General features: G+C 74.7%; 12 protein-coding genes. 6 read left to right on the top strand and 6 right to left on the bottom strand.

The window, feature by feature from the left end:
• Window positions 1–65: 65 nt before the first annotated feature.
• Window positions 66–1859, bottom strand: a complete 1794-nt coding sequence (locus tag GV155_RS14455; RefSeq protein WP_160009034.1) for a sigma-54-dependent Fis family transcriptional regulator — start codon at window positions 1857–1859, stop codon at window positions 66–68.
• A 158-nt stretch (window positions 1860–2017) separates the two neighbouring features.
• On the opposite strand from GV155_RS14455, the gene GV155_RS14450 reads away from it, so the two are divergent.
• Window positions 2018–3079 carry an alpha/beta fold hydrolase gene (locus GV155_RS14450; RefSeq protein ID WP_160009032.1) on the top strand — a complete coding sequence of 354 codons (1062 nt, stop codon included), beginning with the start codon at window positions 2018–2020 and terminating at the stop codon, window positions 3077–3079.
• Window positions 3080–3082: 3 nt separating this feature from the next.
• Here the strand turns inward: GV155_RS14450 and GV155_RS14445 are convergent, their stop codons facing one another.
• Window positions 3083–5131 carry a carboxypeptidase regulatory-like domain-containing protein gene (locus GV155_RS14445; protein WP_160009030.1) on the bottom strand — a complete coding sequence of 683 codons (2049 nt, stop codon included), beginning with the start codon at window positions 5129–5131 and terminating at the stop codon, window positions 3083–3085.
• 83 nt (window positions 5132–5214) lie between these two features.
• A complete protein-coding gene (locus tag GV155_RS14440) occupies window positions 5215–5916 on the bottom strand; it encodes a class E sortase (protein ID WP_160009028.1) in 702 nt (233 codons plus the stop codon).
• A 47-nt stretch (window positions 5917–5963) separates the two neighbouring features.
• Between GV155_RS14440 and GV155_RS14435 the strand changes: the two genes are divergently transcribed.
• On the top strand, window positions 5964–6989 hold the full coding sequence (locus tag GV155_RS14435; protein ID WP_160009026.1) for an LLM class flavin-dependent oxidoreductase: 1026 nt from the start codon (window positions 5964–5966) through the stop codon (window positions 6987–6989).
• Here GV155_RS14435 and GV155_RS14430 read toward each other — a convergent pair.
• The gene (locus GV155_RS14430; protein WP_160009024.1) at window positions 6986–7276 is read right to left on the bottom strand and encodes an antibiotic biosynthesis monooxygenase family protein; all 291 of its coding nucleotides are present in this window, start codon (window positions 7274–7276) and stop codon (window positions 6986–6988) included. The genes GV155_RS14435 and GV155_RS14430 overlap by 4 nt on opposite strands.
• 52 nt (window positions 7277–7328) lie before the next feature.
• The gene (locus tag GV155_RS14425; RefSeq protein ID WP_160009022.1) at window positions 7329–9494 is read right to left on the bottom strand and encodes a hybrid sensor histidine kinase/response regulator; all 2166 of its coding nucleotides are present in this window, start codon (window positions 9492–9494) and stop codon (window positions 7329–7331) included.
• 145 nt (window positions 9495–9639) lie between these two features.
• On the opposite strand from GV155_RS14425, the gene GV155_RS14420 reads away from it, so the two are divergent.
• Both GV155_RS14420 and GV155_RS14415 read left to right on the top strand, forming a co-directional pair.
• On the top strand, window positions 9640–11076 hold the full coding sequence (locus tag GV155_RS14420; protein WP_160009020.1) for a phytoene desaturase family protein: 1437 nt from the start codon (window positions 9640–9642) through the stop codon (window positions 11074–11076).
• Window positions 11077–11129: 53 nt separating this feature from the next.
• Window positions 11130–12542, top strand: coding sequence for a hypothetical protein (locus GV155_RS14415; RefSeq protein WP_201300178.1), 1413 nt, complete (start codon window positions 11130–11132; stop codon window positions 12540–12542).
• On the opposite strand, the gene GV155_RS14410 is transcribed toward GV155_RS14415, so the two are convergent.
• Window positions 12518–12988, bottom strand: coding sequence for a MarR family winged helix-turn-helix transcriptional regulator (locus GV155_RS14410; RefSeq protein WP_201300177.1), 471 nt, complete (start codon window positions 12986–12988; stop codon window positions 12518–12520). The two genes, GV155_RS14415 and GV155_RS14410, sit on opposite strands and share 25 nt — an antisense overlap.
• Before the next feature lie 81 nt (window positions 12989–13069).
• Between GV155_RS14410 and GV155_RS14405 the strand changes: the two genes are divergently transcribed.
• Both GV155_RS14405 and GV155_RS14400 read left to right on the top strand, forming a co-directional pair.
• Window positions 13070–13513, top strand: a complete 444-nt coding sequence (locus GV155_RS14405) for an OsmC family protein (protein WP_160009018.1) — start codon at window positions 13070–13072, stop codon at window positions 13511–13513.
• A 136-nt stretch (window positions 13514–13649) separates the two neighbouring features.
• Complete coding sequence (locus tag GV155_RS14400; protein WP_160009016.1) at window positions 13650–13820, top strand: hypothetical protein; 171 nt, start codon at window positions 13650–13652, stop codon at window positions 13818–13820.
• Window positions 13821–13849 lie beyond the last annotated feature (29 nt).

Raw genomic sequence — 13849 nt, 5'->3', positions numbered from 1 at the left:
GGCTGCGGCCCGTGCCCGTCGGGTGTCCCAGATCCGGACACGTCGAGGCGGCGCCCACCGGCGGGTCAGTCGGTGATGCCGTACTGCCGGATCTTGCGGTAGAGCGTGGACCGGGCGATCCCGAGCGTCGTGGCCGCGGCCTTCCGGTTCCCGCCGAGACGGCGCAGCGCGGAGACGATGGCGTCGCGCTCGGCCCTGTCGACCTCGCGCAGGGTGCTGCGCGGCGTGCTCTGGCACTGGGCGGGCAGGTCGTGGAGCCCGATGGTGCCGACGGGTCGTCTGGCGAGCGCGGACACCAGCACCTCGCGCAGCTCGCGCACGTTGCCCGGCCAGGGGTACCGGGTGAGCAGCCCCAGGGCGTCCTCGGAGATCCGCGTCCGTCGGTGCGGGTCGAGCTCTGCCAGGACGGCCTGGACCAGGGCCGTGAGGTCGACGTGGCGTTGGCGCAACGGGGGCACGGTGACCGAGTCCGTGAGGAGGTCGAGCAGCGGGTGGTCGCCCGGGATGCCGCTCGGGCACCCGGTGGCGGCCAGGGCGGCCGGACCGGCCGCGTGGGCGGTGAGCAGGCCGGCCAGGGCAGCGCCCGCGGTGCGGCTGACGCGCTCCAGGTCGTGGAGGACGACCAGCGTCGGCACCTCGTGCGGCGTGGTGAGCGCGGCCGAGCGGCGGGGGTCGGCGGCGTCGACCTCGGACGCGCCCAGGTGGACCACGCGGGCACCGGGCCGGAGCCGGGTGAAGGTCGAGGCCAGCAGGGTGGCACGGCCGGTGCCGGCCTCGCCGAGCACGAGGACCGACCGTCCGGAGCGCAGCGAGTCCTCGACGGTCGCGGCCGCGTGCTCCCACCCGGGTGACGACCCGGGGTGGTGGTCGTCCCTCGGGCGTGGGGCGGGCGCCGTGACGGGTGGACCGAGCCGTGCCCGCCCCGTCGTGCCCGCCACGTCACGGTCACGGTCGCGGCTGACGACCGCGACCATCCCGGCGGCGCCTCCGGTGTCGGTCGAGGTCCCACGGAGCCGGACCTCGGTGCCCGAGGGCAGCACGACCCGGTCGTCCACCTTGTCGGGTCGTCGGCCGGCCAGGAAGCGCAGGTGGTCGCTCAGCGCGGACCGGTCCGTGGACCCGAGCAGGACCTCCATCGCCGTGTTCGCCATGGTCAGGCCAGGACCGACCGCGACCACGGCCTCCCGGGTCCGTGCGTCGACGCGCGAGAACAGGTCGAAGAGCGCCTGCTGGGCCGGGCCGCGGTCCAGCAGGAGGTTCCGCTCGACGCGGGTGGCCGCCGACCGCACCATCGAGTGCATGATCGGCGAGGAGTGCTCGTCGAGACAGCTGATGTCCAGGACGCCCTCGATCCGCCCGGTGAACGGGTCGCGGACCGGGGCCCCGGCGCAGGCGAAGGACTGCAGGGCGTCGACGAAGTGCTCGGCGCCGGTGATCTGGACCGAGGCCCCGAACTCGAGCACGGTGCCCACGCCGTTGGTGCCGACGGCCTTCTCGGCGTAGTCGAAACCCTGGGCGAAGTAGACCCGGTCCAGCATGCGCGAGATCCACAGGCTGGTGTCCTTGCGGGCGACGATGCGGGCCCTGGCGTCCGTCAGGGCCACGCACGCGGGCACGTCGGCCAGCATCTCGCCCAGCTGGTCGATGACGGGCTCCGCGCAGCGCACCAGACGGGCGCCGAGGTCGAGGTCGGCGACGTAGTGGCCCTCCATCGAGGTGGGCGACACCCCGTTGGCCAGGCTCCGTCGCCACGAGGCCGCCACGTGGGCGGGCACGCCCGGACGGTCCAGGGGCTGCCCGTCGAGGAGACCGGCGAGGGCGTGGGTCAGCAGGTCGTGCTGCTCCGTCCCGCCGTCCATCCGGCCACCTCCCTGTGACGCACGTCTCATGATGCCTCGGTGGTCAACCCGGGACCGTGTCCCATTTCGGGACACGCGACCTGCCTGGAACACGGTCGATAGTGAGCCGATCGCCCCGACCGCGCGTCGCGGTAGGACCCTCTGACACAGGAGCACCGATGATCGAGAACCCCTTCTACTCCCACGAGCTCCACGGCGACTACGAGGTGGTCCCGATCGGCCGTCTGGACCTGGAGGAGGGCGGGACGATCCCGGACTGCCACCTCGCCGTGGCGACCTTCGGGACGCTGAACGAGGCCAAGGACAACGCGATCCTGGTCACGACCTGGTTCTCGGGCACCCACCAGATCTGGCGCGACGTCTACATCGGTCCCGAGCACGCCCTGGACCCGGGGACCTACTTCATCGTGGTCGTCGACCAGATCGGCTCGGGTCTCTCGACCTCGCCGCACAACGCCGACGGCGCCAACGCCGACCTCGCCATGTCGGACTTCCCGCACGTGCGCATCGGCGACGACGTCGTCGCCCAGGAGCGCCTGCTGCGCGAGCACTTCGGCATCGACCAGCTGGCCCTGGTGGTCGGCGGGTCCATGGGCGCCCAGCAGACCTACGAGTGGGCGGTCAGGTTCCCGCAGAAGGTGCGGCGCGCGGCCATGATCGCCGGCACGGCGCAGAACACGCCGCACGACGTCCTCTTCGCCGACGCGCTCGTGCAGGCGATCACCTCCGACCCCGGGTACGCCGAGGGGGAGTACAAGTCCAACGCCGACGTGGTCGCCGGGCTCACCCGGCACGCCGGGATCTGGGCCGTGATGGGCTTCTCCACCGAGTTCTGGAAGCAGGAGGTGTGGCGGGCGCTGGAGTTCGACTCCAAGGAGGCCTTCATGGCCGGCTTCCTCGAGCCGTACTTCACCGCGATGGACCCCAACGACCTGCTGACCCAGGCCTGGAAGTGGCAGCGCGGCGACGTGGCCCGGCACACCGGCGGCGACCTGGCCGCCGCGCTGGGACGGATCACCGCCACGACCTTCGTCATGCCGATCGACGAGGACATGTTCTTCCCGGTCCGCGACGTCGAGCCCGAGCAGCAGCTCATCGCGGGCAGCCAGCTCCGCGTGGTCAACGACGTGCTGGGCCACCTCGGCCTGTTCGGCGTCGCACCGACCTACATGCCGCAGATCGACCAGCACCTGGGCGAGCTCCTCGCCCTCCCCGGCTGACGGTCAGCCCGCCGAGGACCGCCCTCGTCGGCCGACGACCAGCAGTGCCCCGCCGCCCGCGATCAGGCCGCCGGCCAGCAGGACGAGCGCGAGGGCGGGTCCGCCGGTGTCCGGGAGGACCCCCGTGCTGCTCGTGCCCGGAGAGGTCGTCGCGGTGGTCAGGGGCGTGGCGGTCGCCGAGGACGTGGGCGTCGGGGTGGTGGTCACGGTCCCCGCGGCGCTCGGCGTCGCCGAGGGCGAGGCGCCGTACGGGACGGTGGTGCCGGTCGCGGTCAGCGGGACCGCGTCCAGGACGAAGTCCCGTCCGCCGCGCACCTCGCCAGCGCGCGTGATGCGCGCGGTCGCGGTGCTGCGGCCGACGACCTCCTGGCCCGCGGGCGCCACGACGCGCACCGTCCAGGTGCCCCGGCGGAGACCGTCGAGGAAGTAGCGGCCGTCGGCGTCCGTGGCCAGCCGTCGGGTCGCCCCGCCGGGACCGGTCACCACGAGCGCGACGTCCTCGACCGCGCCGTCGTCGTCGGTGACGCGTCCGCCCAGCGCACCGGGCCTGGCGAGGGCGACGTCCAGGCCCCGGAGGTCGTCGTCGCCGACGGTGACGCGGCGTCCGTCGCCGCCCGTGTAGCCCCGGGGTGCGTCGACGGACAGCCGGTAGGCCCCGGCGGGCACCCCGGTGAGGTCCCAGCGACCCCGGCCGTCGGTCACGGCGACCAGCGCTGCCCCGCCGCCCACGGGAGCCAGGGTGACCGGGACGCCGCCGAGACCGCCGCCGCCCCCGGTGACCCGGCCGCCGACCGTGGCCAGCTCGACGACCTCGAAGTCCTGGCCGACGACGTCCTCGTCGCCCACCTCGACGTCCTCGATCGTGGCGCCGCCCGGCCCGGCCCGGTAGCCCTCGGGCACCTCGATGGAGATCGTGTAGCCCGTGCCCTCCTCGTTGGCGTCGACGAGATAGGTCCCGTCGGGACCCGTCGTCGTGGTCACCTCGTCGCCCACCGGCGAGGTGACGGTGACGTCCACGCCGGCGACCGGACGGCCGTCGTCGTCGCGCACCGCGCCGCTGATCGGCTGGGGCACGACCTCCCGGACCTCGAAGTCGGCCTGCGAGGCGGGGGAGCCCTCGGGCCCGCTGGTGGCGACCGTGCGCTCGGCGACGCCCACGACCGCGCAGTCGTCCGGCGCGGTGGCGCGCACGACGTACCCGCCCTGGGTCGCGACGTCGCCGAGGTCGTAGGAGCCGTCCGCCTCGGCGGTCGTCGCGGCGACCCGGTCACCGTAGGGCGAGAGCAGCACCAGCCGGGTGCCCTCCACGGTGCAGGACGAGCCGGCGGGGGAGACGTCCGAGACCTCGCCGGTCACCGACCGGGCGCGGCTGACGAACCAGGTCTGGAAGACCGGGAAGCCCGCGCGGCGCGTGAAGGTGAACGTGAGGCTGGTCAGCCGCCGGTCCGGCTCGAACCAGCCGGCGGCGCCGTCGGAGTCGGCCGCCTGGTCGTTGCCGACCAGGGTGGCGCTCCCGGCGTCCCAGGTGGGCTCGTCGTCACCGCCGGCGTAGTTGAAGGTGCCCTGGAACCAGCGGTCCACCGCAGCATCGGGGACCCGGTCGCCGGACGCGTCGGTGGCGTCCACCCGGACCTGGTCGGCGTCGACGTCGCCGAGCACGAACGCCCAGCCGGTGGCCGGGGTGGGGTCGGCGAAGGCGTAGGTGGACGTCGAGGGCGCCGTGGCGGTGTCCGCGCGCGGGCGGAGCACGAGGTACGGGTTGCCGCGGCTCGCGCCGTACGCAGCGCCCGGCGGGGTGCTCGCCGCCAGGAACGTCGACGTGCCGCCGGCGAGCTGGACGCCTGCGCGCGAGTCGGTGGTGAGCGCGGCGGCAGGGAAGCCGGGCGCGGCCTGGCGCATGGTCGTGGCGTAGTCGTTCGGGCTGCCGGTGAGCGGCTCCCAGGACGCCCAGGCGTCGGTCTCGGCCGCGGCGGGGACCAGTGTCAGCGCGAGGAGAGCCATGGTGGCGGCGGCCGTCGTGGCGGCCGTCGTGGCGGGCAGTGAGCGTCTCATCCTGGCTCCCGGATCTCCGACGGGGCGGTCCCCGTGGACGGAGCATAGGACCGCCGGGGCCCCGCTGTCCGCGTCTTGTCCGACTACCCGCGCGGCTCGCTCGACACGAGGTGACCGAACGCCACCAGCCGGTCGTCGGTGTGGAAGAGCTCCGAGCAGGTGGTCAGGGTGAGCAGCCGCCGCTGTCCTGCGGCCGGGACGACGTCACCGCCGTCGGGGTCGACCGGCTCGGGGTCGACCACCCAGGTCTCGGTCAGCGGGACCTCGAGGTCGTCGCCGCCGGTGTCGAGGACGTAGGTGTGCACGGCGTCGCGGGTCGTCACGACCACCTCGTCCCCGGGCACGAGGGCCGGCATGTCCCGCAGCGGCTCGCCGTGCGTGACGCGGTGCCCGGCGAGCGCCAGGTTGCCGACCCCACCGGGGGTCGCGGACCCGGTGAAGCGGCCGAGGCCGGCGGCCAGGGCCTCGTCGGAGGTGCCCTCCAGCAGCGGCACCCGGTAGTCCGCCCCGAGGCGGGGGATCTCGACGATCGCCTCGGCCACCCCGGCGTCGACCTCCACGGCGCCCGCGGGCACCGCGTCGTACGAGCCCTCGTCCTGCAGGGTGGTCCCGCGGACGACGGGCTCGGCCGCCCACGCCTGCTCCAGCCGCTCGGTGATGTCGGCGTGCTCGCGCTGGCTGACCCACGTGGTGCCCCAGGTCTGCCAGCCGACGTAGCCGAGCACCGCCACCCCGGCGAGCACGAGCACCAGCCCGAGGCGGGCGGCGGCGCGGGACCAGGACACCCGCCCAGGCTAGGCGGCGCCGCGGCGCGGAGTGGTTGAATCGGATCATGCACCTCGGCGTCGACAGCTTCGTGTCCTCCGTGACCGATCCCACCACCGGGCACGTGGTCGGTGCCTCCGAGCGGATGGAGCACCTGCTCGAGGAGATCGAGCTGGCCGACCGGGTCGGCCTGTACTCCTTCGGGATCGGCGAGCACCACCGCAGCGAGTACTACGACTCCGCCCCGCAGATCATCCTGGCCGCCGCCGCCGCGCGCACCGAGCGGATCCGGCTGGGCAGCGCGGTCAAGGTGCTCAGCGCCGACGACCCGGTCCGCGTCTTCCAGCAGTTCGCGACGCTCGACCTCATCGCCAAGGGCCGCATCGACCTCGTGGTGGGCCGCGGGTCCTTCACCGAGGCGTTCCCGCTGTTCGGCCTCGACCTCGCCGACTACGACTCGCTGTTCACCGAGAAGCTCGAGCTCCTGCTGCAGCTGCGCGACCAGGTCGAGGTGACCTGGTCGGGCCGGCACCGCCCGCCGCTCGTGCGCCAGAGCGTCTACCCGCGCCCGCTCCAGGACCCCCTGCCGATCTGGGTGGGCGTGGGCGGCACGCCGGAGTCCTTCGCCCGGGCCGGGCTGCTGGGCCTGCCCCTGATGATCGCGATCATCGGCGGCGAGCCGCGCCAGTTCGGGCCGCTGGTCGACCTCTACCGCCGGGCCGGTGCCCAGGCCGGCCACGCCCCGGAGAAGCTGCAGGTCGGGATCCACGTCTTCGGCTACGTCGCCGAGAGCACGCAGGCCGCCGCCGACACGATCTACCCCGGCTGGAACGAGATGTTCACCAAGATCTCGGCCGAGCGCGGGTTCCGTCGCCCGACCCGCGAGCAGTTCGACGCCACCTCCGGCCCCGACGGCGCGTTCTTCATGGGCGACCCGCAGACCGTCGCCGACAAGATCCGTCGGGTCTCCGACCAGCTCGGCGGGGTCGACCGGCTGTCGCTGCAGATGACCAACCCGCGCCTGGCGCACGGCGACCTGCTGCGCGGCATCGAGCTGCTCGGCACCGAGGTCGCCCCGCTCGTCGCGGGCTAGACGACCGGGGCGAAGTGCTCCACCACCGGGAACGGGTCGTAGAACGGGTGCAGCAGCGCCCGCCAGCGCTCGTACGCCGGGGAACCGCGGAAGCCCTCCTCGTGGTCCGCCACGCTGTCCCACTCCACCAGCAGCAGGTAGGTCGACGGGCTCTCCACCCCGCGTGAGACCGAGATCGACCCGAAGCCCGGGGCGGCGGAGATCAGGGGGACGGCCTCGGCCAGCGCCGCCTCGAAGGCGGCCTCCTCGCCGGGGCGGACGGGCAGCAGGGCGTGCTCGAGGATCACCCGCGACAGCCTAGGAGGACCGGCGCTCAGGACCGGCGCTCAGGACCGGCGCTCAGGACAGCCGGTCGTCCAGGTCGCCGGCGTCGTCGCGGGCCCCGGTCCAGCGCTCCAGGGCCGCGGACAGCGTCGCCAGGGTGACCGGCTTGGCGACGAAGTCGTCCATCCCGACCAGGCGGCAGCGCTCCCGCTCCTCCGAGGTGACGCTCGCGGTCATCGCGACCACCGGTGTACGCGCCCCGCCCTCCTCGCGCCGCCGGAGCTCGGCGGTGGCGTCGTAGCCGTCCAGCTCGGGCATCTGGCAGTCCATCAGCACCAGGTCGAAGCGCCGCGCTCCGAGCGCCTCGAGGGCGAGCAGGCCGTTCTCGGCGATCTCCACCGTGCAGCCGAGCCGGCGCAGCATGCCCTCGGCCACCAGCTGGTTGACCTCGCTGTCCTCGACCACCAGCACCGCGGCCGCGCACCGGGGCCCTACGGGCTCCGGCGGCACCACCGGGGTGGGGGAGGCGACGACGGGGTCCGGCTCCCGGCCCAGCGGGACCGTGAACCAGAACGTGCTGCCCTCGCCGAGGGTGCTCTCCACGCCGGTCCGACCGCCCATCTGCTCGACCAGCCCGCGGCAGATCGCCAGCCCGAGGCCGGTGCCTCCGTAGCGACGGGTGGTCGAGGAGTCGGCCTGCAAGAAGGGCTCGAAGAGGCGGTCCTGCGTGGCGGGGTCCAGACCGACCCCGGTGTCGCGGACCTCCACCCGCACTAGCGGCCGCGGCGCCGTGCCCCCGGCGAGGTGGACGGAGACCACGACCTCTCCCTCGTGGGTGAACTTGACCGCGTTGGAGACCAGGTTGAGCAGGACCTGACGGATCCGGCCCGGGTCGCCGCGGAGCAGGGGCGGGACGTCGGGGGCGACGTAGGCCAGCAGGTCCAGCCCGTGCGCGCGGGGGTCGAGGGCGGCCGCCTGCGCCACGTCGTCGACCACCCCGGCCAACGAGAACGGCACGGACTCGAGCTCGACCCGGCCGGCCTCGATCTTGGAGAAGTCCAGGACGTCGTCGATCAGGCCCAGCAGGGCGCGGCCGGCGGTCTCGACACCGCGCGCGTACTCCCGCTGCCGGTCGTCGAGGTCGGTGGCCAGGAGCAGCTCGGTCAGCCCGGTCACCCCGTTCATCGGGGTCCGGATCTCGTGGCTCATGGTGGCCAGGAAGGCCGACTTGGTGCGGGAGGCCTGCTGGGCCGCGTCCCGGGCGGCGGTGAGGTCGCGCGCCGCCCGCTCCTGTTGCCGGAGCAGGACGAGCGTCCGGGCGAAGGCGAGGGCGACCAGGACGGTCGTGGCCACCACGACGGTCCAGACCGGCGCCGGCCGGTCCTGGAGCTCGTGCAGCACGAGCACGAGGGTCGGGGCGAGCAGCGGCAGGATCGCGACCGAGAGGCGGACCGTCGCCGAGTCCTGGGTCCCCGGGGACCCCGGGGCGGTGTCGGGCGCCTCGCGGCCGGGCGACAGCACCGCCCAGGTCATCCCCACCGCACCCCCCATCCAGCCCAGGTCCAGCACCGGGGTGGGGACGCCGAAGGAGGCGGTGTAGCCGATGTCGGAGAGCAGCATCGCCGCGATGCCCACGGCCAGCGGCAGGCCGACCACGGCCCGGGCCCGGCGTTGCCAGGCCACCCGGACCACCAGCCCGAGCAGCAGCGCGTCGAGGACGGGGTAGGCGGCGGTGAAGAGTCGCTCGACGACCGGGGAGGCGGTGCCGGCGATGTCCGCGACGACCAGCTCCCACAGGACCAGCAGGCACACGGTCACCACGGTCGCCGCGTCGATGGCGGCGTCCGCCCCGAGCCGACCGCCGCCGGCGGTGCGGATCGCGCCGAGGAGCACCGCGGCCAGCAGCGGGTAGGCCAGCAGGAACAGCACGTCGTGCACGCCCGCCCCCGGGTCGACGCCCGAGCGCCACCAGGAGGCGTACCAGAGGACCTCGCCGAGACCGGTCGCGGCGACCGCGGCGGTGATCAGGCCGGCGGGGGACCGCAGGGGGCAGCGGTTCCGCCGCAGGTGGAGGCCGGCGACGACGGCGGCGCCGACCATGACGGCGAGGTAGCCGAGGTCGACCGGGACCCCGCCGCCGGCGTCGAGGGTGACGCGGAGGACGGAGACGAGCACCGCGGTCGCGAGCAGGACCGGGAGGACGGCGGGGGGTCGGGCGCGTCCCGTCCGGGTCCGGACCACGGGCACCTCCTCGATCGGCCGCGTCGGCGTGCCCCGATGGTGACGCATGACGGCGCCGGTGTCCGCGGATCGGGGCGGCCGGGGTCCGAGGCCCCGAGCGACGACGACCACCCGGGGTGGTCGGGGACCCCCGTACGTTCGTGCCATGAGCCACGCCGTCGTCGTCGGGAGCGGTCCGAACGGCCTGGCGGCCGCGATCCGCCTGGCCCGGGCCGGGATGCAGGTCACCGTGCTGGAGCGGGCCACGGTCCCCGGCGGCGGGGTGCGCACCTCCGAGCTGACCCTGCCGGGGGTGCTCCACGACGACTGCTCGGCCTTCCACCCGATGGGCGTGCTCTCGCCGTTCCTGTCCACGCTCGGCCTCGAGCGGTACGGCCTCACCTGGCGGTGGCCCGAGATCGACCTCGCCCACCCCCTCGACGACGGCCGCGCCGGGCTGATGTCCCGCGACATGGCCACGACCGTGGCCTCCCTGGGCGTCGACGGCGCCCGGTGGGAGAGGTTGCTCGGTCCGCTGGCCCGCGACTTCGAGCACGTCGCCGCCGAGGCGATGGGCCCGGTCGTCCACCTGCCGCGGCACCCGCTCTCGCTGGTCCGGTTCGGGCTCGGGGCCGCCCTGCCGGCCACCGTCCTGGCCCGGGTCTTCCGCGAGGAGCCGGCCCGCGCGCTGCTGATGGGCATCGCCGCGCACGCCTTCAACCGCCTCGACACCCCGCTGAGCAGCGCGGTCGGGCTGCTCCTCGGCGCGGCCGGGCACCGCGCCGGCTGGCCGGTCGCCGAGGGGGGCAGCCAGGCCATCGCCACCGCGATGATCGCCCTGCTGGAGAGCCTCGGTGGCCGGGTGGTCACCGGTGCCGACGTGACCGACCTCGACCAGGTGCGCGAGCTCGCCGGTCTCGGCGCCGAGCGGCCCGCCGCCGTCGTCCTCGACACCTCGCCGGACGCCGCCGTGCGGATCCTGGGGGAGCGGATGCCCGCCGGCGTCCGCCGTCAGCTCGGGCGCTTCCGCTACGGGCCCTCGGCCTTCAAGGTCGACGTGGCGGTGGAGGGCGGCGTGCCCTGGACCAACCCCGACGCCCGCCGGGCCGGGACCCTGCACCTCGGCGGCACCGCGGCGGAGGTCGCGGCGACCGAGGGGGCGGTGGCCAAGGGCGTGATGCCGGAGCGGCCCTTCGTCCTGGTCGGCCAGCAGCACCTGGCCGACCCGACCCGCTCGCAGGGCGACGTCCACCCGCTGTGGCTCTACGCCCACGTGCCGCACGCCTACGACCGGGACGCCACCGAGGCGACGCTCGCCCAGGTCGAGCGCTTCGCCCCGGGCTTCCGGGAGCGCGTCGTCGCGGTCCACACCCGCGACCCCGCGGCGCTCGAGGCGCACGACGCGAACTACGTCGGCGGCGACATCGGCGTCGGCGCCAACACGCTGCGTCAGCTGGTGCTGCGGCCCCGTCCCGCGCTCGACCCGTACTCGCTGGGGGTGCGCGGGGTCGTGCTGTGCTCGTCGGCCACGCCTCCGGGCGGCGGCGTGCACGGCATGTGCGGCCACGGGGCCGCGGAGTCGGTGCTGCGCCAGCTCGGGTGAGCACCTAGGGTGCCGTGGTGACGTGCGTCACACCACTCTCGGAGGAGTCCGCCATGCGCCCACGCCGCACCACCCGCACGCTCGCCGCCCGCACCCTCGCCGTCGGGGCGGTCGCCGCGCTGGCGCTGTCGCTGGGCTCCGCTCCCGTCGAGGCCGCTCCGAGCGGGGCCTCCGCTCCGCGCGGGGACGAGCCGCTGCGGGGCTACACGATCAGCAACCCGCCGGTGGACCCGTTGCGCGTCGACGGCCGGCGCACCCGGGTGGAGCAGGGCACGCGGGCGCACGCCGGCTACGTGATCGAGGTGCCGCCGGACTGGAACGGCGAGCTGGTCATGTGGGCCCACGGCTACCGCGGGACCGGCAAGGAGCTGACCGTGGACCCCCCGGGCTTCGGCCTGCGCCGGGCGTTCGCCCGTCAGGGGTACGCGTGGGCGGCCTCGAGCTATGCCCGCAACGACTACGACGTGGCCACCGGCGTCACCACCACCCGCGACCTGGCCCGGTACGCCGGCCGGGTGCTCGACCGGGTCCCCGAGCGCACCTACCTGGCCGGGGTGTCGATGGGCGGGCACGTCATCGGCCGCTCGCTCGAGGAGTACCCCGCGGCGTACGACGGGGCCCTCCCGATGTGCGGCGTCCTGGGTGACCAGGAGCTCTTCGACTACCTCCTCGACTACAACCTGGTCGCCCAGACGCTGGCCGACCGGGAGGTGTACCCCGCGCCCGCCGACTACCTGACCGACGACGTCCCGGTGATCCAGCGACGTCTCGGCATCGCCGGTCTCACGCCGGGCGAGGACCCCGCGAACGCGCGGGGCCGTCAGCTGCGCGCCGTGACCGCCGAGCGCAGCGGCGGCCCCCGCCCGGGCTCGGACCCGGCGTTCGCGGTGTGGAAGGACTTCCTGTTCACCCTCTACTCCGCCGACGACGGAGGACGCCTCGCCCGCAACGCCGGTCGCCTGGCCACGAACATCGGCACCGACTACACCCCCGACGCGCCGGTCGACCTCGACGCCCTGGTGCGCCGGGTGGCCCCGGCCGACCCCGGGTCGCGGGGGACCGACCGGCTGATCGCGGTGCCGCGCGTCGACGGGGAGCCGCGGGTGCCGGTGCTGACGCTGCACGGCCTCGGCGACCTGTTCGTCCCGTTCTCGATGGAGCAGGTCTACGCCCGCGAGGTCGCCGCCGCCGGCCGGTCCGAGCTGCTGGTGCAGCGCGCGGTGCGTGCTGCGGGGCACTGCGAGTTCACCCCGGGCGAGGCTCGCACGGCCTGGCGCGACCTGACCGCCTGGGTCGAGTCGGGCGACTCGGGTCCCTACCCCGACCGCCCGGCGGGGGACGACGTGCTGACGCGCGCAGCGGTCGCGTCCCCGACCTACGGGTGTCGCTTCACCGACCCGCGGGGCTACGACGACCCCGAGCGGTTCGCCACCCGGGCGCTCTACGCCCCCTGTCCGGCCGGCTGACCGGAGAGGCTGACCACCAGGCGCTGCAGCGCGTCCTGCACCGCGGCCCGCTCGTCGGCGTCGAGCCCGACGGCGTCGGTGATCGCGCAGTGCACGTCGTCGACGATCGAGCGCAGCTCGTCGCCCACGGCGGTGAGCGCCACCCGGACGGCCCGCCCGTCGTCACGGGAGCGGACCCGGCTGAGCAGCCCGCGGTCCTCGAGGCGGCGCAGCAGCGGGGTCAGCGTCGCGTGGTCGAGGTGCAGCGTGGTGGCGAGGTCCTTGATCAGGACGTCGTCGTCGTTCCAGAGCGCCACGAGCACGAGGTACTGCGGGTAGGTGAGGCCGTGGGGGGCCAGCACCGGCCGGTACGCCGCGGTCAGCGCGCGCGAGGCGGCGTACAGGTCGAAGCAGAGCATCGACTGCAGACCGGTCGGCTGCAGGCCGGTGGTCGGGCCGTCGGACATGGTCTCCTCCGTGTGGGTGGTGCAGCGTTCAATCGTCCGCTACTGTCTTGTGCACAAGATACCTCACGAAGGAGTGACAGGATGCCCACACGCACCGCACGCACCGCATGGAACGGCGGGCTCGAGGACGGGTCCGGCCAGGTCGAGCTCAGCAGCTCCAAGGTCGGCACCTACGACGTGTCCTTCCCCAAGCGCGCGGCCGACGAGGCCGGCGGCACCACCAGCCCCGAGGAGCTCATCGCGGCGGCGCACTCCGCCTGCTACGCCATGCAGCTCTCCGCCTTCATCGCGCAGGCCGGCGGCACCCCGCAGTCGCTGGACGTCAAGGCCGACGTCTCGCTCGGCCCGGACCAGGGCGATGGCGGCTTCCGCCTGACCGGGATCACGCTCACCGTCCGCGGCGAGGTCGAGGGTCTCGACGAGGCCGGCTTCACCAAGGCCGCCGAGGACGCGAAGGCCGGCTGCCCCGTCAGCAAGGCGCTCACCGGCGTCGACATCACGCTGGACGCCGCCCTCGAGGGCTGAGCAGCCCCACGATCCACCGGCCCGGTCGGGCCCCCGAGCCCGGCCGGGCCGGTGCTCTGCCGAATTGATCCCTGAGGGTGTGTCGGCGGCGCCGCGGGCGCGCTCCGATGGGGGTTCCATACGGAGGGAGCACGACATGAGTGCCATCAGCCAGATCGCCAGCAGGGTCCTCGGCGGCGGACGCCGCACCGGGACCACCGCACGTCCCACCACCGGGGCCTCGCCCCGCGGGAACACCGGCGGGTCCAGCACCGACGCCGCCATCGGGCGGGGGGTGCGAGGCCTGCTCGGCAAGGTCCGACGCTGAGCCCGTACCACGTGACGCCGACTTTCTCA

This window comes from Nocardioides sp. AX2bis (assembly GCF_902506435.1).
Lineage (GTDB): Bacteria > Actinomycetota > Actinomycetes > Propionibacteriales > Nocardioidaceae > Nocardioides.
Note: the sequence above shows the minus strand (reverse complement) of the source record. Positions and strands in the feature narration are given on the sequence as shown.

Bases quoted from the DNA above. Each gene is read 5' to 3' on its own strand.
- GV155_RS14455 (WP_160009034.1), bottom strand. From the start codon at position 1,859: ATGGACGGCGGGACGGAGCAGCACGACCTGCTGACCCACGCCCTCGCC.
- GV155_RS14450 (WP_160009032.1), top strand. From the start codon at position 2,018: ATGATCGAGAACCCCTTCTACTCCCACGAGCTCCACGGCGACTACGAG.
- GV155_RS14445 (WP_160009030.1), bottom strand. From the start codon at position 5,131: ATGAGACGCTCACTGCCCGCCACGACGGCCGCCACGACGGCCGCCGCC.
- GV155_RS14435 (WP_160009026.1), top strand. From the start codon at position 5,964: ATGCACCTCGGCGTCGACAGCTTCGTGTCCTCCGTGACCGATCCCACC.
- GV155_RS14420 (WP_160009020.1), top strand. From the start codon at position 9,640: ATGAGCCACGCCGTCGTCGTCGGGAGCGGTCCGAACGGCCTGGCGGCC.
- GV155_RS14415 (WP_201300178.1), top strand. From the start codon at position 11,130: ATGCGCCCACGCCGCACCACCCGCACGCTCGCCGCCCGCACCCTCGCC.
- GV155_RS14410 (WP_201300177.1), bottom strand. From the start codon at position 12,988: ATGTCCGACGGCCCGACCACCGGCCTGCAGCCGACCGGTCTGCAGTCG.
- GV155_RS14405 (WP_160009018.1), top strand. From the start codon at position 13,070: ATGCCCACACGCACCGCACGCACCGCATGGAACGGCGGGCTCGAGGAC.
- GV155_RS14400 (WP_160009016.1), top strand. From the start codon at position 13,650: ATGAGTGCCATCAGCCAGATCGCCAGCAGGGTCCTCGGCGGCGGACGC.